The 23,054-nt window shown below is 67.8% G+C and carries 18 protein-coding genes, 1 pseudogene and 1 riboswitch; of the genes and pseudogenes, 10 read left to right on the top strand and 9 right to left on the bottom strand.

Features of this window, described 5'->3' with window-relative positions; translation table 11 throughout:
• Nucleotides 1–3: 3 nt before the first annotated feature.
• On the bottom strand, nt 4–675 hold the full coding sequence (locus tag EJL01_RS08950; RefSeq protein WP_125107188.1) for a response regulator: 672 nt from the start codon (nt 673–675) through the stop codon (nt 4–6).
• The gene (locus EJL01_RS08945) at nt 672–1,901 is read right to left on the bottom strand and encodes a sensor histidine kinase (RefSeq protein WP_125107187.1); all 1,230 of its coding nucleotides are present in this window, start codon (nt 1,899–1,901) and stop codon (nt 672–674) included. Before EJL01_RS08945 ends, EJL01_RS08950 begins: the two co-directional genes overlap by 4 nt.
• 154 nt (nt 1,902–2,055) lie before the next feature.
• Here EJL01_RS08945 and EJL01_RS08940 point away from each other — a divergent pair, with 154 nt between their 5' ends.
• The 3 genes from EJL01_RS08940 (at nt 2,056) to EJL01_RS08930 (ending at nt 5,762) form a co-directional block, all read left to right on the top strand.
• Nucleotides 2,056–2,787 carry an ABC transporter ATP-binding protein gene (locus EJL01_RS08940; RefSeq protein ID WP_125107186.1) on the top strand — a complete coding sequence of 244 codons (732 nt, stop codon included), beginning with the start codon at nt 2,056–2,058 and terminating at the stop codon, nt 2,785–2,787.
• Nucleotides 2,784–5,261 (top strand): ABC transporter permease, encoded by a 2,478-nt coding sequence (locus tag EJL01_RS08935; protein WP_125107185.1) that lies wholly within the window; start codon nt 2,784–2,786, stop codon nt 5,259–5,261. The genes EJL01_RS08940 and EJL01_RS08935 overlap by 4 nt, the downstream gene beginning before the upstream one ends.
• A gap of 156 nt (nt 5,262–5,417) precedes the next feature.
• Entirely contained in the window at nt 5,418–5,762 is a 345-nt protein-coding gene (locus tag EJL01_RS08930) for a histone-like nucleoid-structuring protein Lsr2 (protein WP_125107184.1), read from the top strand.
• Here the strand turns inward: EJL01_RS08930 and EJL01_RS08925 are convergent, their stop codons facing one another.
• Both EJL01_RS08925 and EJL01_RS08920 read right to left on the bottom strand, forming a co-directional pair.
• Nucleotides 5,763–7,187: an aldehyde dehydrogenase family protein gene (locus EJL01_RS08925; RefSeq protein ID WP_125107183.1), complete on the bottom strand. Its 1,425-nt coding sequence runs from the start codon at nt 7,185–7,187 to the stop codon at nt 5,763–5,765. It abuts the gene before it with no gap.
• A gap of 86 nt (nt 7,188–7,273) precedes the next feature.
• Complete coding sequence (locus tag EJL01_RS08920; RefSeq protein WP_348982894.1) at nt 7,274–7,981, bottom strand: oxygenase MpaB family protein; 708 nt, start codon at nt 7,979–7,981, stop codon at nt 7,274–7,276.
• 69 nt (nt 7,982–8,050) lie between these two features.
• Nucleotides 8,051–8,117: riboswitch (guanidine-III (ykkC-III) riboswitch) on the top strand.
• Between the two features lie 12 nt (nt 8,118–8,129).
• On the opposite strand from EJL01_RS08920, the gene EJL01_RS08915 reads away from it, so the two are divergent.
• The 5 genes from EJL01_RS08915 (at nt 8,130) to EJL01_RS08895 (ending at nt 13,191) form a co-directional block, all read left to right on the top strand.
• Entirely contained in the window at nt 8,130–8,444 is a 315-nt protein-coding gene (locus EJL01_RS08915; protein WP_125107181.1) for a DMT family transporter, read from the top strand.
• Entirely contained in the window at nt 8,444–8,947 is a 504-nt protein-coding gene (locus tag EJL01_RS13425; protein WP_125107180.1) for an SMR family transporter, read from the top strand. Before EJL01_RS08915 ends, EJL01_RS13425 begins: the two co-directional genes overlap by 1 nt.
• A gap of 129 nt (nt 8,948–9,076) precedes the next feature.
• Nucleotides 9,077–10,687: a class I adenylate-forming enzyme family protein gene (locus tag EJL01_RS08905; protein WP_164509765.1), complete on the top strand. Its 1,611-nt coding sequence runs from the start codon at nt 9,077–9,079 to the stop codon at nt 10,685–10,687.
• Nucleotides 10,684–11,982, top strand: coding sequence for a beta-ketoacyl-[acyl-carrier-protein] synthase family protein (locus tag EJL01_RS08900; RefSeq protein WP_125107178.1), 1,299 nt, complete (start codon nt 10,684–10,686; stop codon nt 11,980–11,982). Before EJL01_RS08905 ends, EJL01_RS08900 begins: the two co-directional genes overlap by 4 nt.
• Before the next feature lie 36 nt (nt 11,983–12,018).
• Nucleotides 12,019–13,191: an acyl-CoA dehydrogenase family protein gene (locus EJL01_RS08895; RefSeq protein WP_125107177.1), complete on the top strand. Its 1,173-nt coding sequence runs from the start codon at nt 12,019–12,021 to the stop codon at nt 13,189–13,191.
• Nucleotides 13,192–13,407: 216 nt separating this feature from the next.
• Here the strand turns inward: EJL01_RS08895 and EJL01_RS08890 are convergent, their stop codons facing one another.
• From EJL01_RS08890 to EJL01_RS08875, 3 genes are all read right to left on the bottom strand, one after another.
• Nucleotides 13,408–15,006, bottom strand: a complete 1,599-nt coding sequence (locus EJL01_RS08890; RefSeq protein WP_125107176.1) for an HNH endonuclease — start codon at nt 15,004–15,006, stop codon at nt 13,408–13,410.
• Nucleotides 15,007–15,984: 978 nt separating this feature from the next.
• On the bottom strand, nt 15,985–16,836 hold the full coding sequence (locus EJL01_RS08880) for an NmrA family NAD(P)-binding protein (protein ID WP_125107175.1): 852 nt from the start codon (nt 16,834–16,836) through the stop codon (nt 15,985–15,987).
• A 211-nt stretch (nt 16,837–17,047) separates the two neighbouring features.
• Nucleotides 17,048–17,413, bottom strand: coding sequence for a hypothetical protein (locus EJL01_RS08875; protein ID WP_125107174.1), 366 nt, complete (start codon nt 17,411–17,413; stop codon nt 17,048–17,050).
• An 82-nt stretch (nt 17,414–17,495) separates the two neighbouring features.
• Between EJL01_RS08875 and EJL01_RS08870 the strand changes: the two genes are divergently transcribed.
• Nucleotides 17,496–18,569 (top strand): 2,3-butanediol dehydrogenase, encoded by a 1,074-nt coding sequence (locus EJL01_RS08870; protein ID WP_125107461.1) that lies wholly within the window; start codon nt 17,496–17,498, stop codon nt 18,567–18,569.
• A 262-nt stretch (nt 18,570–18,831) separates the two neighbouring features.
• Here the strand turns inward: EJL01_RS08870 and EJL01_RS08865 are convergent.
• Together EJL01_RS08865 and EJL01_RS08860 are read right to left on the bottom strand one after the other, a co-directional pair.
• A pseudogene (locus EJL01_RS08865) lies at nt 18,832–20,310 on the bottom strand (APC family permease); the annotation flags it as partial.
• Between the two features lie 50 nt (nt 20,311–20,360).
• Nucleotides 20,361–21,914 carry an aminotransferase class I/II-fold pyridoxal phosphate-dependent enzyme gene (locus EJL01_RS08860; protein WP_125107173.1) on the bottom strand — a complete coding sequence of 518 codons (1,554 nt, stop codon included), beginning with the start codon at nt 21,912–21,914 and terminating at the stop codon, nt 20,361–20,363.
• A gap of 116 nt (nt 21,915–22,030) precedes the next feature.
• Between EJL01_RS08860 and EJL01_RS08855 the strand changes: the two genes are divergently transcribed.
• Nucleotides 22,031–22,939, top strand: coding sequence for a LysR family transcriptional regulator (locus tag EJL01_RS08855; protein WP_125107172.1), 909 nt, complete (start codon nt 22,031–22,033; stop codon nt 22,937–22,939).
• The last annotated feature ends 115 nt before the right edge of the window (nt 22,940–23,054 follow it).

Below are 23,054 nucleotides of genomic sequence, written 5' to 3'. Positions count from 1 at the left end.
GCACTACCTGTCTATATAACCGCTTTCGTAGGCCCAAATCACAACGTGCACGCGATCTGGCAACCCAAGTTTGTCGAGAATCCGACCAACGTGGGTCTTTACGGTGACCTCCGCAAGGAACAATTCCTTCGCGATTTGCGCATTCGAGACGCCTTGCACGAGTTGCGCGAGCACATCGCGCTCGCGGTCCGTCAGGTGGGCGACCAGGGCATCCCGGTCGGCCGCCGCGGTCTGCTGCGGCCGCTCGGTGGTGAGTCGGTGCAGCAGCGTGCGCGTCATGCTCGGATCAATAATCGCATTACCGGCGGCCACTGTCCGAATCGCGCGGATCAGGTCCTCCCCCGGTGCGTCCTTGAGGAGGAAGCCCGAGGCGCCGGCGGCGAGCATCCGCACCGCGAAATCTTCGGAGTCGTACGTCGTCAGCGCGAGCACGCGGAGCTCGGAGCGCTCGCCCGAGTGTTGCAGCAGTCGCGCGGTCGCCTCGATGCCGTCCATGACCGGCATGCGCACGTCCATCAGCACGACGTCGGGCCGCAGCTTGAGGCCGAGGTTGACGCCGTCGCGGCCGTTCTCGGCTTTGCCGACCACCTCGATGTCGTCGACGGACCCCGCGATGAGCGCGAGCCCCTCGCGCACGAGCGACTGGTCGTCAACGATGAGAACTCGGATGGTCATGCTTGGCCCTTCGATGCAATGGCGGGGATGGGGATGCTCGCGAGCACCTCGAAGCTCGCGTCGCTGGTGGTGACGCGCAGCACGCCGTCGAAGAGCTCGACGCGCTCGCGCATGCCGGCGATGCCGCGTCGGTCGCTCGACGGGGCGTCGGCACCGTCGGTGCACGAGTTCACGGCGCGCAGCAGCACCTCGCGGTCGCCCCAGCGCAGTTCGATCTCGCCGCAGCAGCCGGGCGCGTGCTTGAGCATGTTCGTGACTGCCTCTTGCGCGACGCGGTAGAGCGCGAGTTGCATGCCGGCGGGCAGCTCGACCGGGGTGCCGTACTCACGGTAGGTGATGCCGGATTCGGGAGCATCACCGACGCGCACCGCCTCGACGAGGTCGCGGATGTTCGCGACGCCGCGCGCCGGGGCGTCGTCCTGGGTCGCGTCGACGTTGCGCAGCAGCAGTTTGACGTCGCCAAGGGCGCCGCGGCCGGTGTCGCTGATCTTGCCGAACAGCTCGGTCGCGAGCTCCGGCTTCTCACGCGCAGCAAGGCGGCCCCCCTCCGCCAGCGTCACGATCGAGGCGAGCGAGTGGGCGATGATGTCGTGCATCTCGCGTGAGATGCGGCTGCGCTCATCCGACACCGCGAGCTCCGCCATGCGGTGTGCATCCCGCTCCATCAGTTCGGCGCGCTCCTGCGCCCGCACGACTTCGACGAGCTGCTGGCGACGGAGCATTCCCAGGGCCCACGCCGCGATGAACGCGATGGCGATCACGACGGCGAGCAGCGCGAACGCCTGCAGGCGTTCGCGGAAGTTGGTGACGGATTCCGGCTGCATGCTGAAGGGCAGCGACGTCATCCACGGCGTCAAGGTCTGTAGCGCGACGACCGTGATGGCGAGCACGGGCGGCACGGCGCAGGTCCAGCGCAGCTTTCTCGCGCCGAACGCGGCCATGCCGAAGACCCCAATGAGCGTCACGCCGTAGACGATGACGTCGAAGTAGTAGGCAGCCGAGAAGTACTGAATGCCGCTGAGCACCGTCGTGCCCCAGAGGAACACGAGCGGGGCCGAGCGGCGCACGCAGAGCAGGGCAATGACTGGGAAGTAGAGCACCGTCGGCACCGACATGCCCCAGCTGCCGAAGAGCAGAAACAGGACGCCCGCCACAACCGCACCGACCGAGTCCGTGAGCAGCACGCGCATCGGCCGCTCACGGGTGGCGATAAAGGTGTCGAGCATGCCCCCAAGCCTAGGAGCAAGGGCCCTCCTCCTCGGGTATACATCCGCTGGTTGGGGGTCGTCCAACCGGACGAGACTTGCGCACCATGTGAGCCGCACCCCGCGGCTTCTACGTTCGAATTGTCAGCAAATTCACCGCTCTGAAGGAGCTCCCATGACCACGCAACCGGCCGTCGTTTGCCGCGGCCTCACGAAGACGTACGGACAAGCGGATGCGCAGGTACACGCCGTTGCGGGTGTCGACGCCGCGTTCGCCCGCGGTGAGTTCACCGCGATTATGGGCCCCTCGGGCTCTGGCAAGTCGACGATGATGCACCTGCTCGCGGGGCTCGACTCCCCTACGAGTGGCGACGTCGCGATCGACGGCCAATCGATCGTCGGCATGCCAGATGCGAAGCTCACGAAGCTGCGCCGCGACCGGCTCGGCTTCGTGTTCCAGTCGTTCAACCTCGTGCCGACCCTCTCGGCGCGCGAGAACATCGAGCTGCCGGTGCGGCTCGCTGGTGGCCACGTCGACACCGCCGCGCTCGAGCGCCTCGCATCGCAGCTCGGCATCTTGGACCGCCTGAAGCACATGCCGCACGAGCTCTCGGGCGGCCAGCAGCAGCGCATCGCGGTGGCGCGCGCCCTCATCACCGAGCCCGCCGTCGTGTTCGCCGACGAGCCGACGGGCGCGCTCGACCTGCGCACCGGTCGCGGCCTGCTCGAGAGCCTGCAGCGCGCGGCCCGCGAGCGCGAGCAGACCATCGTGATGGTGACCCACGACCCGGCCGCGGCCGCCTACGCCGACCGGGTACTCATCCTCGTCGACGGCCGCATCGCGCACGAGCTTTCGGGCGCCGGCTACGAAGAGATCAGCGGCGTCATGGCGGGAGTCGGCGCATGAGCGCGACGATGCGGCTGGCGACACAGCAGATTCGTCGAGGCCCGCGACGCGTGGTGGCAATCGTGCTCGCCGCACTGCTCAGCGCGATGGCGATCATGGCCACCGGAACCTTCATTACGACGATGCAGCAGGGGCTCAACGTCGCGGTGGCGGCGCCCTACACGAACGCTGACGTCGTGATTCCCTCGGGCGACTCGGAGGGTGTCGTCGACGCCGTTGCCGAGGTGCCTGGCATCGCGGCGATCGAACCGAGCCACACGATGTACGCGCAGGCCCTGGCCGGCGACCGCATCCACAACGTGAACATCTCGAGCATCGCCGACGACGGCGACCTGCGCTGGATGACCCTCACCGGCGGCCAGTGGCCGGTCGGCAACGGCGAGATTGCCGCGACGCAGGACGACCTCGACCGCTTCGGCATCGCGCTCGGCGACTCAATCGAGATCTTCGACGGCGCCGGTCAGTCGAGCAAGGTGCGCGTCGTCGGGCTCGTCGAGACGAACGGCGGCATGGCCAGCGGCGCGACCGAGCTCTACGCCGCGCAGGACTTCTTCTCGGCCGACGACGGTTCGTCGCCAGCCCTCGTCGTGCGGCTCGCGGAGGGCACGAGCGCGGCGCAGGCGATTACCGCGATCAACGAGCGGCTCGTCGACGCGTACGGCACCGAGGATGCCCCCGAGGCGGTCACGGTTGACGAGTACACGGCCAAGCTCATCGACGACCTCACCGGCGGCACGAACGCGCTCGCCGTGATGTTCCTCATCTTCGTGCTCATCGCGCTGCTCGCGGCGTCGATGGTGATTCGCAACACGTTCCAAGTGCTGCTCGCGCAGCGACTGCGCGAGAACGGCCTGCTGCGCCTCGTCGGCGCGACCGGCGGGCAGGTGCAGCGCACGGTACTCGCCGAGGCCCTGCTCATCGGGCTCGTCAGCGCGGTCGTCGGTATCGTGGTCGGCTTCGGCCTCGGCGGCGTCATCGCGATGGTCGCCGACATGGACGGGGGCGGCCTCGTGTTCCCGTGGTTCTGGGCGATCGCTGCGCTCATCGTCACGGTCGGCATGACCCTGTTTGCGGCGTGGGCGCCGGCCGCTCGGCTGCGTTCGCTCGCGCCGATCGCGGCGCTGTCGGAGGCGAACGCCGCCGGTGCCGAGCGCAACCGCTCGAGCGTCGTTGCGTGGATCTTCGGCCTGCTCATCACGGCCCTCGGCGCGCTCGGCCTCTGGGCCGCGTCGATGCTCGGCAACCCGCTCGTGCTCATCGGGGGCGGTGTGGTGCTGGCGATCGGCCTCATCGTGCTCGTGCCGCTGCTTGTGCGAGTTGTCATGCCCGGCTTCGCGCGGTTGCTCAGTGCCTTCGGCCCGGTCGCGAAGCTCGCGGGCGAGAACCTCGTGCGCACCTCGCGTCGCTCGGGCACGATCGTGCTCGCGATCTCGCTCGGCGGCAGCCTCATCCTTGCGATGCTCACTGGCGTGCAGTCGGTGAACGCGACGCTGAACGCGCGGCTCGACGAGAACTATGCGTTCGACGCGCTCATCACGAGCCGCGCTGACGAGTCGCTCGACGCCGCCGACCTCGCGCCGATTCTCGAGTCGGAGGGGCTCGAGTCGTCCGACCGCACCTCGGCGGTGACGCTGGCGGCCGACCCCGAACATCCTTCGTCGCTCGCGGCGCTGCTCACGCTGCCCTCGACGACCGCGGATGCGCTCGAGCGGCCACTCGCCAGCGGCGAGGTCGCGCTGAGCGAGTGGGATGCGGAGTCGCTCGGGGCGGCCGACGGCGACACCGTGACGTTCACGGATGCATCGGGCGCCAGCGTCGACCTCAAGGTCGTCACCGATCCACTGCTCGACACGCTCTACAACCCGAACACCGGGAGCACCTACGGCGCCGTAACCGAGTCGACCCTCGCGGAGTTCGACGACGTTACGACGGATGCGGGGCTCTGGCTGTTCGCGGCCGACGGCAAGATCGGTGACCTCGTCGACGCGGTCTCGGCCGCGCAGGGCACAAACTCCGATCTGCAGTTGCTTGGGCCGCTCGCCGAACAGCAGCTCTACGAGCAGATCGTCACGCTCGTCGTCGCCTTCGTACTCGCGATGCTCGGGCTCACCGTCGTGATCTCGGTGATCGGTCTCGCGAGCGTCGTGGCGCTCGCCGTCGCCGAACGCCGCCGCGAACTCGCCCTGCTACGAGCGCTCGGCATGACGCGAGCTCGGGTGCGCGCCATGGTGCTGATTGAGGCGGTGTCACTCGCGCTGATTGGCGCAGTGGTGTCGATTCTTATCGGCGTGCCAATGGGAATCAGGGCGGTGCCAGCAATGATCGCCGACGGCGGCACAATTGCGATCTCGCTGCCGTGGATTGGAATTGGTGCGGTAATTGGCGGTGCGATTTTGCTTGGTGTGATGGCGGGGGCTCGACCTTCGTGGATCGCCTCGCGCATCGCGCCGGCACAGGCATTGGCCCGGGCCTAGCGCTCACGCCAAGTCCGGCACAAATTCGATATCGTCCGGGAGATTCGCGGCGCACGTTGCTGTGAATCTCCCGGTTGGATGAATTCGATTTGCGGAATACTCCCGTCGGCCTTCACACTTATAGCGATATAGATCGCCAAAACAAGGAGCGCATCCGTGGCACGCAAAGTCGTTTACCAGCTGATCGATGATCTCGACGGCACCCAGCTCGACGAGGGTCAGGGCGAAACCGTCAAGTTCGGCCTTGACGGTGTTGATTACGAAATCGACCTGAGCAAGGACAACGCGCAGACCCTGCGCGAGTCGCTCGAGGGGTACGTAAAGACGGCTCGCCGCGTCGGCGGGCGCGCCCAGCGCGGCACCCGTACGCAGCTTCCTTCGACCGGCCCGAAGCGCGACCTCGCGGCGGTTCGCAAGTGGGCTTCGGCGAACGGCTACACCGTCGCCGACCGTGGCCGCGTGCCGCAGGACGTCCTCGACGCCTTCGACGCCGCGAACTAATTAATTCCCCAGCACGCGGCGAATGATTTCTCGTCGCGCGCCCGTCCGCCCAAACGGCGGATACACGAGTCGGAGCGTATCCGGAAAACTCGGCTTTCGCAGTACCGCCCGTCGGTGGCTAAATGCGTCGAGCGAGGCTTCCCCGTGATACGCTCCGATTCCGCTTTCCCCGACGCCGCCAAATGGCAATTCAGGCACGCTCACGTGCGCGACCGTCAGACCGACCGCAAGGGCACCGGACGACGTGTGGCGAAGGAACTTTTGGCGAACCGATTTGCGCTCCGAGAACAGATACAGCGCGAGCGGCTTCTCGCGCGAATTGATGAACGTAATCGCTGCGTTTTCATCGTTCACCTGAATGAGGGGAAGAATTGGTCCAAAGATCTCTTCCTGCATGATCGGTGCTGACTCGTCGACGTCGACGAGCACGGTTGGTTCGAAAAAGCGCGTGCTTGCATCGCGCGAACCGCCCGAGTGAATTCGACCTCCTTCGAGCAGCGACTCAAGGCGTTCGAAATGCGCGTCGTGAATGATGCGGGCGTAATCGCCGCTTTCTTTGGGGCGTTCGCCGAGCATCTCCTTGACCGCGGCAGGGATACGCTCGGCGAGTTCGCGGACCGCGCGCGGCGTCGCAAGCACGTAATCAGGCGCGACACAGGTCTGGCCGGCGTTGAGCAGCTTGCCCCAGGCGATGCGGCGGGCCGCGACGTCGAAGTCGGCGGTGTCGTCGACGAAAACAGGCGACTTGCCGCCAAGCTCGAGGGTGACTGGCGTGAGGTGTTCGGCGGCGGCGCGGGCGACGATGCGGGCGACCTTGGCGCCGCCCGTGTAGAAGATCGTGTCCCAACGCTGGGCGAGCAGCTCGGTCGAGGCCGCGACGGCGCCCTCGACGACGCGCACGGCGCGGGGGTCGAGGTACTCGGCGATGTGCTTCGCGAGGGCCGCCGACGTGGCGGGCGCGTGCTCACTCGGCTTGACGACGGCGACGTTGCCGGCTGCGAACGCACCAGCGAGCGGCGCGAGGGCGAGCTGGAGCGGGTAGTTCCACGGCGCGATGATGAGGGCGGCGCCGAGGGGCTCGCGCACCGTGTAGGTGACGGCCGGGGCGACCGCGAGGTTGGGGCGCACGTGCTTCGGCTTGAGCCAGCGGCGCAGGTTGCGGCGCAAGTGAGCGACCTCGCTGATGGTGACCGACGTCTCGGTCATGAACGATTCGATCGGCGACTTGCCGAGGTCGGCTTCGAGCGCGTCGGCGAAATCGTGCTCGCGTTCGCGAAGCATCCGCTCGAGGGCATCGAGCTGTTCGAGCCGCCAGCGCAGGGGCTTCGTGACGCCGGCGTCGAAGGTCGCGCGCAGTTCGCGCAGCGTTTCGGGGATGCTCGGGGTTTCAGGGTTACTCGGGCTCGGTGCGGGCACGGTCGTCACTGTGGTCTCCTCGCGGGTTGGCAGCCTGAATCGTGTCAGGCGCGCCTGGGCGGTGGATGCAGGTGGCGCGATCAGGGCAAGCAGGGTCAGGCGCGCCTGAGCGAGCGCAGCTGGCGGCGGGTCGGCCAGGTGCGCATCCGGCGTGGGAGCAGGCGATAGATCGGCGTCGCGACGGCCCAGAACAGTTCGACCACGAAGCGGTCGGCCCGCGACCAAGCTGGCTCGAACTCGCGCCGCAGCCGCGAGGGCAGCAGCTCGAGGGCGACGCGCCAAATCAGCGGCAGCGCGGCGCGGAGCCACCACGGGGCGACGTCGGGATGCCGCAGGCGCGCGAAGGCGAGGCGGGCGTCGTCGGTGACCCGCGCATCCGCGAGGGCGGTCTGCCACCAGGCGTCGAACTCGTCGACGGATGCGGGCCACGCCTCGGCCGGCAGCTGCAGCTCGGTGCCGAGGGTGGCAAAGGTGTAGCGGAGCGCCTCGCGGTCGTCGCGGCGGAGCAGGCCGAATGCGCGCTCGTAGGACCGCTCCCCCGCCCAGAGCAGGGTCGCGGCGACCCAGAGCTGCGGCCCGGTGTCGTAGGCTCCGGGCACGTGTGCGTGGCGTCGGTTCACGTGGCGGCGCATGCGCGTGCGGTCAGTATCGTCGCCGTGGACGGCCGCCATAACGTAGTTCAGGGTCTGCTCGAGGCGGCCGAGCGGCGAGGATGCGAACGAGGAGTGGCGGGCGACGCCGGCCGCGACCGTCGGATGCGCGAGCTGCAGCAGAATCGCAGCCCCGCCACCGGCGAGCATGATGCCCTCAGACGAGAGCGTCTGCCCTCGGCGAAACCTCGACTCGGTGCGGTCGGGATTGCTAGCCTGGGCGCGAGGCTCGGCATTCGAGCCTGCGGACGAGGGAGCAGTACCCGCAGCACGACAAGACTGACTCAGTGAGGAGTCACTCATGATGTGGGTCATATTGGTCGTCTCCGGCATGCTCGAGGCGGTGTGGGCAACGGCGCTTGGCGCGTCGCAGGGGTTCAAGAAACTCTGGCCGAGCGTAGTGTTCGTTGTTGCGATGACGGTCAGCATGGTGCTGCTCGCGTACTCCATGACCGAGCTACCGACCGGCACCGCGTATGCCGTCTGGGTCGGCATCGGCGCGTCGCTGACGGCGCTGTGGTCGATGGTGTCGGGCGCCGAGCGCGCCACGGTGATGCGCGTGGCGCTCATCGTCGTGCTCATCGGCTGCGTCGTCGGACTCAAGGTGGTGTCGTAATGCCTTGGATCGTATTGGTGTTGAGCGGGCTTTGCGAGGCCGTGTGGGCGACCGCGCTTGGCGCGAGCCACGGGCTCTCGGAGCCCGTGGCGGCCGTCGTGTTCTTCGTGTTCTGCGTCATTTCGATGCTCGGCCTCGGCTGGGCGGTGAAGCACATTCCGATCGGCACGGCGTATGCCGTGTGGACTGGCATTGGCGCCGCGCTCACGGTGACGTGGGCGATGGTGACGGGTGCCGAGGGCGTGAGTGTCATGAAGGTGGTGTTCCTGATCGGCGTCATCGCCGCCGTCATCGGGCTCAAGCTCGTGCCGAGCGCTGCTTCTACTGAGCCAACGGCAGACTCTGCGGGTCGCTCTTCGCATGTGTCAGTGGGCGGCTCGACTGCCACGTCAGCTGCAGGGTCTGACGCGGAGTCCGCGGCAAAGTGCGGGTCTGAGACAGGCGCCGGGGACGCGGGTCCTGGCGCCTCGCGGGATGCCGACTTCGGCCGGTATGACGCCTAACGCAGCCACGTCGGTGCATTCCGAAAGTTCGCTTCGAATCTCGGAACCACCTGCGGCCACCGGGATACAGTGATGGTTTGTGCGGTGCCCATCGTGGCGACCGCGCGAGGCGATTCCAGGAGGTCAGGCGTGCCGATTACCGGCAAGATCCTCGAGGTGGCGCAAGCGCATCCCGAGCGACTCGCGATCGTCGGCGCCGATTCACGCATTACCTACGGCGAACTTGCCGAAGATGGTCGTCGCGTGCGCGCCGTCGTCGAGCATTTGCAGGATGCGGTGCGGCGAGGAAACGCTCGTCTGCGGTCGGGCGCGTTGCCCGGCAACGCCGAGTCGCCGTCGGCGCAACCGCCGGTCGGCGCGGCCATGGCCGCGGAGCCGAGCGAGCATCCCGCCGCCAGCTTCGATTCGTCGGCCCAGCCAGTCGTCGCGGTGAGCAGCACCGATGCGTTCCATACGGCGCGCATCATCGCCGGACTCGCCGGGTTTGACTGCGTAGCGGCGACGATCGACCCCCGCTGGCCGCTCGAGCATCAGGTGCGCGTCGTGCTCGGCACCGGCATTTCGGTGCTCGTGAGCGACTCGGATGCGCTGCGTGACGCCCTCGCGCGCGCCGGCTGGGCAGGTGCGCAGGTGTCGCTCGAGGAGTTTTGCCGGCTCGAGCGTGAGTTGCCGCCGGCCGAGGCGCCCTCGGTACGACCGGGTGACGAGCCGTTCCTGATGCTGTTTTCTTCGGGCACGACGAGCAATCCGAAGGCGTTCTTGAAGACGCGGGCGCAGTATCGCGCGAACTTTGCCGTGTCGAGCGCGCATCTCGAGCCGCTACCGGGTGTCGCGACGCTCGCGCCCGGGCCGCTGAGCTATTCACTCACGCTGTATGCGCTGGTCGAGTGCCTCGCGTCGGGCGGATCTTGCCACGTCGCCGATTCCTTTGAGGCGCTCGCGGCCTCGCGCCGCATCTTCGACGAGGGCGTGACGCGCATCGTTGCCGTGCCAGCCGTAATCGAGTCGCTCGCGCTCGTCGCGCGCCGCTCTCCCGCGCGGTTCACCGGGGTCCAGCTGCTCGTGGCCGGTGGCGCGAATCTGTCGGCGCGCATCCGCTCGGCCGTCGCCGAGTCGCTGCCGCACGCCCGCTTGGTGAGCTATTACGGCGCGGCCGAGATCGGCTTTATTGGCGACAGTCGCGGCGGCGACGGCACGGCGATCACGCTGTACGACGGCATCGCGGCGCAGGTGCGCGGGCCGCTCGGCGAAGTACTTGCCGACGGCGAGATCGGCGAGCTCTGGATTCGCGCCGACGCCTGCTCTGACTGCTACCTGCCCGCGACGACCGACGAGCAGCTTCGCGACGGTGAGGGCTGGGCAACGGTGCACGATCAGGCTCGGCTGCGCGGTCGGCAGCTCGAGTTGCTCGGGCGGGCCGGCGACATCGTCGTGACGGGCGGGCACAAGGTGTCGCTGCCCGAGGTGGAGCGCGCGTTCGAGCTGCTGCCCGGGGCGGATGCGGTGTGCGCCGTCTCGGCGCCCGACGCGAGTCTTGGCAGCGTCATCGCGCTCGTGCTCGAGGGTGCGGATGCTCCCGACAAGGCGGCCGTGTTGGCATTCGCTCGCGAGCGGTTGGCGCCGCAGTTCGTGCCGCGGCGCGTGTATCGCGTCGGCGAGCTGCCGCGGACGGTCGGCGGCAAGGTTCGTCGGGCGGCCACGGCCGAGCTGGTTGCTCACGGCGAGGCGGTGCGGCTATGAGTGACAAGCGCAGGGGGCGGCGTGCGGCCGCCTCGTCGGGCGGGCGGCGCGACGTCGTCGTGACCGGCGTCGGTGCCGTGACGCCGAGCGGACTCAACGCCGAGGCGACGTGGCAGAGCGTGCGCGAGGGGCGGTCGGCGATCACGCGCCTCGAGGGCGACGTGCTCGACAAGCTGCGGGTGCGCATCGGCGGCCAGGTACGCGGCTTCGACAGCTCGAAGCTGCTGGCGCCGCGCGAGGCCCGTCGTCTCTCGGACGTTCTTCTCTGGGCGATCGCGGCGGCCGACGAGGCGATGGCACAGGCAGATCCGCCGATGCCCGCCGGCAGCGAGTACGGCTTCTCGGTGATCGCGGCCACCGGCTCGGGTCCGGTCGAGGCGATGCAAAACGCGGCCATCGCGATGGCCGAGGCCGGTCCTCGCGCGGTGCCGGCGGCGCTCGTGATGCACGGCGCTCCCGACGCCGCATCCGCCCTCCTCAGCGAGCGCTACGGCGCCCTCGGTGCGGGCGGCGCCATTTCGGCGACCTGCGCGAGCGGCGCGATGGCGCTCGGCGAGGGGCTGCGGCGCATCCGTCACGGCTATGCCGACACCGTGCTGGTCGTCGGTTACGAGGACTGCCTCAACCCCATCAACCTGTCGTCGAACGCGAACCTGCGCGCCCTCGCGAGCGGCTACGAGGATGCGCCGGAGACCGCGAGCCGACCCTTCGACGCCGGGCGGAGCGGCTTCGTCATGTCGCAGGGGGCGGCCGCGATTCTGCTCGAGTCGAAGGATGCCGTGCTCGCGCGCGGCGGGCGCCCACTTGCCGAGCTCGCCGGCTTCGGCGCGGCGTCGGATGCGCACCACCCGACGGCGCCGCATCCCGAGGCCCGGGGCGCGATCGCGGCGGTGCAGGCCTGCCTTGCCGACGCCGGCGCGCGGCCCCGCGACGTCGACCACATCAACGCGCACGGCACCGGCACGGAATTGAACGACGAGATGGAGGCGCTCACGTTTGAGCGAGTCTTTGGCGACGCGCTCGCGGGCCTGCCCATCTCGGCAACGAAGTCGTCGACCGGGCACCTGCTCGGCGCATCCGGGGTTCTCGAGGCGGTGCTGGCCGTGCAGACGATGCGCGACGGCGTGCTGCCGCCGACGCTGAATCTGGATGAGTCGGCGTTCCCGCAGCTCGATGTCGTGACGTCGCCGCGCGACGCCGCGGTGTCGAGCGTGTTGTCGACCTCGTTCGGCTTCGGCGGCCACAACGGCGCCGTGCTGTTGCGCGCTGCCAGTAGTGACGTTGTCGGGCCCTGAGTTCGTCGAGATAGTTGCAGAGATAGAGGAGCCGAATTGTCTGATCGTGAAGCGCGCCATGCCGAGCTGGCCGAGCGGTATCTGCCGCAGGATCGCCTGGAGCGGTTCCGAGAGCGGGCCGACGTGTACGACCGCGAGAATCGTTTCTTCGCCGAGGACTTCGAGGAGCTGCGCGATGCCGGCTACCTGCGGTTGTTTGTGCCCGATGAGTTCGGCGGCCCGGGGCTCTCCCTGAACCAGGTGTCACGGCTGCAGCAGCGGCTCGCGACGGCGGCGCCCGCGACCGCGCTCGGCATCAATATGCACCTCGTGTGCACGGGGGTTGCTCGAGCGTTGCTTGAACGGGACGACCGCTCGCTGCAGTTTGTGCTCGAGGATGCGGCGGCCGACGAGGTGTACGCGTTCGGCATCAGCGAGGCCGGCAACGACTGGGTGCTGTACAGCTCGAACACCGAGGCGGCGCCCCAGCCCGACGGCGGATACCTGCTCACCGGCACGAAGATCTTCACCTCGCTGTCGCCGATGTGGACGCGGCTCATTACCCACGGCAAGGACGCTTCGGGCGACGAGGACGCGCCGATTGTGTATGGAGTGGTGGATCGGGCCGAAGAAGGCATTTCGGTGTCGTCGCACTGGGATCCGATGGGGATGCGCGCGACGCAGAGCCGCTCGACGAAGCTGGATGCGGTGCCGCTGCGCGCCGATCGGGTCGTGCGGCGGTTGCCCGATGGGTTGAATCCTGACTCGCTGCCGTTCGCGATCAACGCGAACTTCCAGCTGCTGATCGCGTCGGTGTACGCGGGGCTCGCGGCGCGGGCACTCGAAGTCGGTGCGGCGGCACTGCACGGCAAGTCGTCGGCGAAGGCCGAGTCGAGTTTCGCCGAGATTCCCGAATTTCGGGTGCGGCTGGCGGATGCTGCGATGCAGTTCGAGGCCGTGCCCGCGCAGTTGGAGACCTACACGCGCGAGTTCGATGAGTTGATCGACCACGGGCGTGCCTGGCCGCGGAAGTTTGTGAGCGCGAAGCTCAACGCCACCGAGGCCGCACGCGCAACGGTTGAGGCCGCGTATCGGTGCGCTGGTGGTCGAGGTTTCGACAATGGAACCGAGCTGAATCGCCTGTATCGGGATGCGCTGGCCGGCATGTTCCACCCTTCGTCGTGGGATGTGGCGCGGCCGATGTTCGCGTCGGCGCTGCTCGATGACTAGGGCGGGAGTTTCGCCGTGGATGTGATGGCTGATCGCTGAGGGCCGGCTACGGAAGGCAAACGTGATCGTCGGTGCCTGTGGCAGCGGCAACGCAGGTGCTGACCTTCATGAATACGCCACGCTCCTTCTGCCAACGCAAGTGGAGCCCGCATCGATCGACGATGCGAGCCCCAAACGCGCAGCGGCATGCTGCTCAAGGCGGAGTTCTTCCCAGAGTTACCAGCCTCGTCCGACGGTCTCGGGCAGCGGGGTCGGTGGATGCTCGAGCCGGTACCCGATGTCGAAGCGTTTGCGACCGCCAAGTCGCGGCTCTTGCGTCCAATCAAGGTGCTCGGGTGGGATGAACCACACCGTGCCACCACCCCGCGACTTTTCACGCGCGACTTGCGCAGGCGGCCCGGGTTCATGCGTGATCCGGATCCCCCACCCCTCATGCACGCGATGGTGACACGAGGTACACAACAAGATCCCGTTATCGAGATCGGTCGTGCCGTCGTGCGCTTTCCACCACGCAATATGGTGCGCTTCCGTCATCCCGGGTGGCAGGCCACAGAACGCGCACCCACCATCCCGCTCCACCAAGGCGAGGCGCTGCGCCCGCGAGAAGTGGCGGTGCTCCCGCCCCAGGTCGAGGACTTCGCTGTCGCCACCGAGGACGACGGGAATGATGTTCGCGACCGCGGCGCGACGACGCAGCGCGGCCGCGTCGAGCATCGTGCCGCCCTCGGACTCGGCCGCCTCGCCCTTGCCCGTCAGGTGCTCGCGCAGGCCCTCGGCGTGCATTCGAATCAGCACCGTCGTCGTCACCCCAGGAACCTCGTCCTGCGCACAACCAAGCAGGTGCTTACACGCTTCGACGAGGGCGTCGGCCTGCATCTGCGGAATCGACCGCGTGTCCTGGTCCACCGCGACCGGCTCCACGCCGTCATCACTCGGGCGGAAGAACACGGTCGACCCCGCCACCTCACCATCGGCCGGCACCTCCGGGTCACCCTTCACATTGTGCCCACGCGACACACGCAGCGCGTTCGTGCAATACGCCTCGAAGAACTTCGCGACATACATGCCGGCTTCGGGGTCGAGTTTCGCCTTCACGTGCAGCATGCCCGTGTCGATGTCGGTAGAGATCTTGACGCTGCGCTCCCGGCGCTGCTTGCGGAACGAGGGCTCCAGGCCGTCGGGGTCGAGTTGGGCTTCGAGTCGGGCCTCGACCTTGCGGAAGTCGGGCAGGCGCATCCCAGTCTTCGCGACCTCAACAATCTCGCGTTCCCCCTCGGCGAGTTCTTCCTCGAGGACGCGGGGTGCCATGCGGCGGCGGAGCTTCACGACCTCGTTCGCGTGCGCGAGCCCGAGTTCGCCCTCGTGCAGCGCGGTCGCGACATGCGGCGCCCGCGGCACAAACCGCTCACTATTCCAGCGTTCCTGGCCAACGACGTCCTTCCCGATGCGCACGTACGCGTCGGCATCACGCTTCTCGACCCGCAAATGCTCGGCAACCAGGTCGCTGGCGTCGCGGCAGCCGTTCCGCCGCGCCAACGCCTCCTCACCCCGCGTCACGTCAGAGCGCACCGCGACCTCGTTCGCGACCACGGCGACTGCCGCACCCAGTTGGCGGTGCATCGCGCCAAGGTGCTGGAGGAAGTCGAGAACGTCCGCGTCATCCGCCGCAGTCAGGGAGTACGCGAGCTCTTCCGACGAGCCCCGCCCGTGGGTGAGGGATTCCCACGACCCCAGCAACTCGCTAAACCTCGTGCGCAGGCGTCCCGCGTGGGAGTGGTCGGCGAACGAGAAGTCAGAAAAGTTGGTGACGGACATCGGAATCACCTCCTCAGGTGACTGCAACAGTGCGTACTTCTATTCTACGATTTGCGGGATCAAAGTCAATATGTTTAATATTTATGTTCGAAGCTGGCTCCCAGGTTCAGAAAATTTCGTACCTACCGCTCACCCCTGTGGACACCGGTCTCCTACTGCAAACTCATTGTCGCCCGAGCCACCGACATGACTGAGCCAGTCCAACGTCGCTTGCTGCACACGCCCGCCGAACCTGCTCGCGAAGTCCAATTCACCGTCACTGGCTTGGTGGCCCGCCGGGGCGGGGACCAACCCGCCGAGATACTATGTGGCGCCGCAGCGGTGTCGTTGACCGAGATAATCGAGTAATGAGTGACGAATTTGGGCACACGTCGGCCCTTGGCGGCATTCGGCTCAACCCCCAACGGTGAGCGACATCCGAGAAATTCACGAGATCTATGGCGATTCGCGCGTTTGGAAGCATCTCGCGTCCGGTCGACACTCGAATCTCGCAACTACCGCTGCCATCGTCAGGTCCTGGGTCGATGCATGGGAACGCGGCGGTCAGGCTGCGTGGATTGTTCGCGGTCCAACCACTGGAGACGTCCTCGGGCACGTGGGCTGCTCAGTTCGGCGCGAGGCACAGGGACGAGGTACTGCCACTCGCGTTGCAACGATGACGGTCCATCGAGCGAAGCACTTCACCCAGACCTGCCCGTAATCGCCCACCTGCTGGAGCACAACCACGCGAGTTCCCGGGTCTCCGAGATATGCCAACTACCACTGCAGCACCGGCCACCAGACGCTGGCAACCCCGACCCGAACGCAATACGACTGATCTACGCCGACCGAGCTTTGTCGAGCGAACAGCTCGGCGCGACGCTGGCCTGATGCCAGCGCCGACGCCGCCGATCCAGGCCCCGCGCATCCGCCCTCAAACACAACGCCGCCCCGCCTCGCAACCAAGCGAGCCGGGGCGACCCGAAGCCCAAGCGAGCGTTACACCCAGGCAGCCAGCACGTCGCGCAGCGGCGTCGTCGGGCGGCCGATGAGCTGCGACAGGTCGCGCGACGAGCTGTCGAGCGCGCCGCCGGCGATCGCCTGATTCATGCCGGCGACGAAGCCAGCGCTGCCCTCGTCGAGGCCCGCCGCCAGTAGCTGTGCACGGTCCTCGTCGGCCGAGATCGCCTGATAGACGACGGGCTGGCCGAGCAGATCCGATTCAACCGCGGCGAAGTCGGCGAAGGTCCAGCCTTCGTCGCCGGCGAGCTCATACGTCTTGCCCGCGTGGCTCGCGTCGGTGGCCACGACCGCGGCAGCCTCGGCGTAGTCGACGCGGCTCGCGGTGGCGAGCTTGGCGTCGCCGACGCTGTTCGCGATCGTGCCCGAGCGGCCGATTTCGAAGTCCTGCTGGTGATTCTCGGTGTACCAGCCGTTGCGCAGAATCGTCGCGGGGATGCCTGACTCGGCGATGAGCTGCTCGGTCGCGACATGCTCGGCCGCGAGCGCGAGTTCCGACGTGTCGGCGGCAAGCAGCGAGGTGTAGATGAGGTGCTGCGCGCCGGCGGCCTTCGCGCCGTTGATCGCGTTGGCGTGCTGCGGCATGCGCTGGCCCGGGACGCTCGTCGAGACGAGCACGACCGTTTCGGCACCCTCGAGCGCGGGGGCAATCGCGGCGGCGTCGTCGAGGTCGGCCTGCGCGGTCGTCACTCCCTTCGCCTCAAGCTGGGCGAGCCGCTCTGCGTTGCGTCCGAGCGCGCGGATGCTGCCGGCGTCAGTGCCGCGAGCGATGAGCGAGTCAATGATGTGTGCGCCGAGTTGGCCGGTTGCGCCGAATACTGCGATGGTCATGCGGAACTCCTTCTTTGGCGGTGTTGCCTGGTCCACAGACGGTAACCACTGACCCTGGAGTTGCATTCCACTGCAACTAAAAAATATCCCGCGAGTTTCCTGCGGGATGCGCTGGTCGGGTCGGCGACGATGGCGGCAACAGATCTCGCCGACGGATGCGGCAGGCGAGACCCAGCGAAAGCGCGAGCCGATTGCCTAAGGGCGAGCCGGTCTACGACCCTTCCGGAGCGCCCCGGTGATCGACGTCACCGAGCAACGTCCACACGGCCCGCGACAGGCTCGGATGCCGCTGCGCGATCTGGCGGAACAGCTTCGCGTCGATGCCATCGGCGGTCGTGCCGAGCTCGGCGGCGCCAGCCTGACGTGTCTGCGCGGCGAGGCGCGCGAGTTGGTATTCAGCGTGCAGCCCCTGCTCCTCGAGGGCTTCGTCGCGCATCATCAGCACCGTGAGTTCGTCGATGTCGGGCTCCTCGGCGACGACGTGCGCCGGGTCTTCGCCCGCGCGAACTCGGCGCTCAATCTTGCTTTCGCGTTCGAGTTTCGCCAGTTCTCGGAGTCGGGTAATCGAAGTGCTCACGGGAAAATTGTAGAACCCCGGACTGCATTTGTTCAGCGGCATTTCGTACGCTTCCAAGTACATACACGACGTTTGCGAGGGCCTGAGGCGCGCGATTCGTTACTACGGCAAAGAGGATGTTCGACTCGAGGAAATCGAGGAACCCCAGGTCCGAGCAGGCACGGTGAAGATCGCCCCAGCGTTCAACGGCATCTGCGGTAGCGACCTGCACCTGTTCCACGACGGCCCGATGGCGCCAGCGCCGGGAGCCGACTCACCGCATCCGCTCTCGGGCGAAACGCTGCCCGTCGGATTCGGCCACGAGTTCTCGGGCGTCGTCGAGGCAGTAGGCGAAGGCGTGACCGACATTGCCGTTGGCGACCGCGTCGCTGTCGAACCTTTGATGGTCGATGGCACCTGCGCGGCGTGCAAGGCTGGCAAGTACAACCTCTGCGAAAAGATGGGGTTCATCGGTGTTTCCGGCCTCGGTGGCGGGCTATCAGAGCACATCGTTGTCGAGCAGCGATGGGTGCACAAGGTCGGCGAGATGCCGCTCGACCAGGCCGCGTTGATCGAGCCACTCTCGGTGGCGGTGCACGCGATTCGCCACGCGGGCGTGACTGAACGCGATCGCGGCAGTGTCGCTGTCGTCGGCGGTGCCGGCCCGATCGGTCTGCTCGCGGCAGCCGTTCTGCGCGCGTACGGTCTCAAGACCATCGTTAGCGAGGTTTCGGATCTGCGGCGTGAGAAGGCGCTCGAGTCGGGGGTCGCGGATGTTGTCGTCAACCCCGCGCAGGAAGACCTAGTCGAGGTCGTGCGCCGCGAAACGGACGGCGCGATGGCGCAGTTCGCGTTCGACGCTGCCTGTGTCGGCGTTGTCGTCGACCAGTTGCTTTCGGTGCTGGGCGGTGGCGGGCGACTCGAGGTAATCGCGATCCATACGAAGCCGTACGAACTCAACATCGTCGGCGCCCTGACCATGCAGGATCGCGTGTTCGGATCCTCGATCGGCTACGCCAATGACCACGCGGAGTCGATTCGCCTCGTCAACGAGGGCCTCGTCAACCTCGAGCCCTTCATCACGAGCCGCATCAAGGCCGACGACATCGTCGCCGACGGCTACGAGAAACTGCTCCACGACCGCAGCGAGGTCAAGATCCTCGTCTCCATGTCGTAACCGACGCTTTCGCACGCCGGTTGAGTGGTCGTTTTTTGTAGTTCTGGCGGTGCCAGAACTACAAAAAACGACCACTCAACCCCCTGCTAGCCAGGCGAACGGCGGTCGCCTATGGCCGAGAGCGTCGTTACGAGCGGGGCTTCCGGTTCCGGTTCTCGGCCAACGCGCTCTCGTCGGCGCGCATCGCATCCACTTCCGCAGCGTCCGGGCCCCGAAGAACCGCGGCGCGAGCAGCCGCATCCCCGTTGCCAGCAGTATCCCCTGCAGTAGCATCCTCGCCAGCAGCATCCCCCGCCCGGTACTTCCCGGGCCCGACCAGCACGATGAGGCCGGTCTCGAGCTGCCGACCGAGCTCCGAATTCTTGCGCCCGACCAGGAAATACCAGACGAGCACGACGGCAGTCCAGAGCGCGAACATGAGGATGGTGATGGGCCGAAGATCCTTGATAATCCAAACGCAGCCGGCCACCGTGAGCACCGGGATGAGCGGATGCAGCGGCAGCCGGAACTTGCGATCGAGGCCGGGCTCGCGGCGGCGCAGCACCATGACGGCGATCGCGACGACGAGGAATGCCATGAGCGTGCCGATGCTCGTCATCTCGGCGAGGAAGTTGATGGGGATCACTCCGGCGAGCACCGCGACCGCCGATCCGACGATGACGGTGTTCGCGATCGGGGTACCAGTGCGCTTGTTCACGCGGCCGAAGATGCGCGGCGCCATGCCGTCGCGCGACGTCGCGTAAAGGATGCGCGTCTGGCCGTACAGCACGACGAGCGTCACCGAGAAGATCGAGATGACCGCGCCGACCGCAAGCACCGTGCCGGGCCACGAGGCGCCGACGATCCGCTCGAGAATCACGGCGAGCCCCGCCGACTGCCCCTCGAACTCGGCGGCCGGCTGTGCGCCGAGCGCCGTGATGACGACCATGAGGTACACGGCCGTGACGACGACGAGGGCCGAGATGATCGCGATCGGCAAGTTGCGGCGTGGATTCTTCGCCTCCTCGCCCGTCGCCGACACCGCATCCAGCCCGACGTACGAGAAGAACACGATACCGGCGCCCGTCATGACGCCCGAGAAACCGAACGGCGCGAACTCGGCGAAGTTGTCGACGTTCCAGCCGGTCACGGCGATCGCAGCAAAGAACACGAGCACGGCGAGCTTGAGCGACACCATGATCGTGTTCGCGATCGCCGACTCCGAGGTACCGCGAATGAGCAGCAGCATGCGCATGGCGACGAGCAGCAAGGCAGGCAGGTTGATGACGCCGCCCTCTTCGGGCGCCGCCGAGATCGCCTGCGGCAGCTCAAAGCCGAGTAGGTTGAGCAACAACTGGTTCACATACTGCGCCCAGCCCACCGCCACGGCGGCGGCCGAGACTCCGTACTCGAGCAGCAGGCAGGCGGCGACGCCCATCGCCGGCAGTTCGCCAAGGGTCGAATACGCGTAGCTGTACGACGATCCGGCGACCGGCACGCTGCTCGAAAGCTCGGCATAGCAGAGCGCCGATAGCCCCGCGACGGCGCCCGCGATGACGAACGACCAGATCGCCGCCGGGCCAGCAATCGGCACGACCTACGACAGGATGAAGAAGATGCCCGTGCCGACCGTCGCACCGACGCCCATAAACGTGAGCTGGAGCAGTCCCATACTGCGAGGCAGCAACCCCGTGCTAGTTCCGGGTTCGGCAGGAACGGGCTTCACCCGAAACAGTTGTTGCGCGAGGGTCGATCGAGGCATCGTCCTGTTTTACTCCAGACTGCGTTGTCGGTGCGCCATTTCGGCGGGGATTACCGGTCGCGCAGCACTCGCATCCGCTGCACGGTGGGGTCGATCGCGCCCCGCACATGCCCGGTCGGCGACGCCGCGACGGCCTGCAAGAACGCGACCGTCTCGGCCGTGATCTCTTCGCCGGGAATCACGTTCGGGATGCCCGGCGGGTACGCCGCGAGGGTGTCGGCCGACACGCGGCCGATCGCAGCGCTCGCGTCGACGAGCTCCGAGTCGGCGAAGTAGGCCTGCCGTGCGGTGCGGCGCAGCGCGCCGGGTTCTGGCAGCGTCGGGAACGCGACCTTCGTCTCGCCGCGCACGAGGGTGGCCTCGGGCGACGTGATGACCTCGATGAGCGCGTGGAACACGGCCGCGTAGTCGGGCACCTTGCCGGCGCCCACGATTGCGACGATCGACGTCGCGGTCGACATCTCGAAGAAGAGCGCGTGCCGGTTGATCAGCTGCTGCCGCACCCAGTGGCCGCTGAGCCCGGCGACCGATACGTCGAGCACGATGTGCAGCGGGTCGACGTCGACGATGTCGTCGAAGCGGCCGAACGTGTCGCTGAGCACGCCGACGCGGCCATCGGCCCGCACGACGTCGCGGAACGCATTCGCGGCCTCAATCGACGCGCCGATCTGCTCGCGACCGTTCACGAGCGCGTGCCGGGCGATGTCGAGGGATGCGCGCAGCAGCGCCGAGGAGGAGGTCGAGGCGGTCATCGACATGGCGCGATTGATCTGCGCCTCGAGCGCGTCGGCGAACGGCCCGTCGGCGAGATGGAGCATCGCCGACTGCGTCAGCGAGCCCGCGAGCTTGTGCGTGCTCGAGATAACGAGGTCGGCCCCGAGCGCGATCGGCGACGCGGGCAGCCCGTCGTGGAAGCCGAAGTGCGGGCCCCAGGCGCCGTCGACGATGAACGGCACGCCGTGCGCGTGCGCGAGCTCGGCGAGCGCGGCGAGGTCGGCCGCCGCACCGAAGTAGCTCGGCGAGACGACGTAGACCGCGGCGAGTGGCACGCCGGAGGCGTCGGCGCGCTCGAGCGCGTCGGCGAGCGCCGCGAGCGTGATGCCGTGCGCGACGCCGTGCTCGTGATCGATGCTCGGCATGACGTAACTCGGCACGAGGTCGGCGACGAGCATCCCGTCGATGAAGCTCGAGTGCACGCTGCGCTGCATGACGATGCCCTCGCCGAGGCCGCGCAGCGCGAGGGCGACGGTGCGGTTCGCCTGCGAGGCGCCGTTCGTGAGAAACCAGGTGCGGCGGGCGCCCCACGCCTCGGCCGCGAGCGCGAGCGCCTGGTCGTAGGGCGAATTGTCGCCGAGGTCAACGTCGTCGACAAGCATCGGAATGTCGAGCTGCAGCAGCCGCTCGCCGAAGAAGTCGGCGAGGCGCCCGCTCACGCCGGTCGCGGTGCCGCCGTGGCCCGGCACCATCAGCTGGGTCGAGACCGTGCGCGCGTGCCGCTCGAGCGCATCCGCGTACGGCGTCGTGCGCTGCGCGGCGCTCGGCGCCGGCGCGCGCGTCGCGTCGAGATCGCGGTGAGCTGAGCGGGCGAGTTCGGAGATCGACATGGGGCCAAGTCTGTCGCCGAGCAGCCCCCGGCAGAATCCCTCACCTGCCTGCCGACTCACATACCCAGGCTGTTAGTCTCGGAGTTAGCAAAAGCTGTGCTATTAGAGGGGTGCGGATGCTCGACCTACGCCAGTTGCAAGCCCTGCGCGCCGTGCACGACGCCGGCTCGGTCACGCGCGCCGCCCGCGCGCTCGCCTGGAGCCAGCCCACCGTCGACTATCACCTGCACGCGCTCGAGGCGCTCGTCGGAGGCCCCGTGCTCGAGCGCACGCCGCGCGGCAGCACCCCGACCGAGGTCGGCGCGTTGCTCGTCGAGCGCGGCGACGAGATTCTCGCGCTGAGCGAGCGAGCGGTGGCGGATGCGCGCGAACTGCAGCGCCGCGGCCGCACGACCCTGCGGTTCGGCACCTATCCGACCGCCGCCGCGTTGCTGCCCGAGATCGTCGCCCGGGTGCGGGCCACCGGCCGCGAGCTCGAGGTCGTGTTGCATGAGGTGCCGCAGTTGCTCGACGGCCTGCACCGCGGCGAGCTCGACGCGCTGCTCGCGTACTCGGTGCCGACGATCGCGCTCGCGGTGCGGCCCGAGTTCGAGGTGGCCGAGGTGTATCGCGACCCGCTGCACGTCGCGCTGCCCGCCGACCACCCGCTCGCCGCGGCCGAGTCGCTCGACACCGCGGCGCTGCGGAGCCTGCACGAGCTGCCGTGGGTGCTCGGCTCGAGCGAGCGCGACCCCATGGATGTGCTGCTGATGGCGACGTTCGAAGAGGCAGGCCTGCGCCCCGAGGTGTCGATTCGCACCGACGACATGCAGGTGATGCTCGCGATGGTCACCGCGCGGCTCGCGGTGTGCCTCGTGCCGCGGCTCGCGGTGCCGACGCCACCGCCGGGCGTGGCGCTCGTGCCTATCGCCGACGCGTCGTTCGCGCGCACCCTGCTCGCGGTCGTGCCGAAGGATGCGCGCCGCGCCGGCCTCTCGATGCGGCAGCTGCGCACGCACCTCGCCGCCGCCATCGCAGGGGGTTGAGTGGTCGATTTTTGTAGTTTTGGCACCGCCAAAACTACAAAAATCGACCACTCAACCCCCACGAACGGTACAGAGGAGGGGCTGCGGCTTTTTCTGCATACCTGGCTGGGTGTAG

This window comes from Gulosibacter massiliensis (assembly GCF_900626105.1).
Lineage (GTDB): Bacteria > Actinomycetota > Actinomycetes > Actinomycetales > Microbacteriaceae > Gulosibacter > Gulosibacter sediminis.
The sequence above is the reverse complement of the archived record's forward strand: the minus strand, read 5'-3'. Positions and strand labels throughout refer to the sequence as shown.